At 64.9% G+C, this 231-nt stretch carries 1 pseudogene; it reads left to right on the top strand.

The annotated features are described in order from the left end of the window. Positions 1–231 (top strand): annotated as a pseudogene (locus CVH10_RS24930) (benzoate 1,2-dioxygenase large subunit); the annotation flags it as partial.

Here is a 231-nt window from a genome sequence, read left to right as displayed (position 1 = left end):
CGACTCCATCGTCAACCAGACCCGCCACCTCTGCCTTTACCCCAACGGCTACCTGAGGGACCAGTTCTCTACCCAGATCCGGGTGAGCCGTCCGCTGTCCGGGGACAAGAGCGAGGTGACCATCTACTGCTTCGCGCCCAAGGGCGAGTCGGCCGAGAACCGCGCGCTGCGCATCCGCCAGTACGTGGACTTCTTCAACGTCTCGGGCATGGGCACGCCGGACGACCTGGA

The organism is Halomonas sp. ND22Bw (genome assembly GCF_003011945.1).
Classification (GTDB): Bacteria; Pseudomonadota; Gammaproteobacteria; order Pseudomonadales; family Halomonadaceae; genus Halomonas; species Halomonas halophila.
The sequence above is the reverse complement of the archived record's forward strand: the minus strand, read 5'-3'. Positions and strand labels throughout refer to the sequence as shown.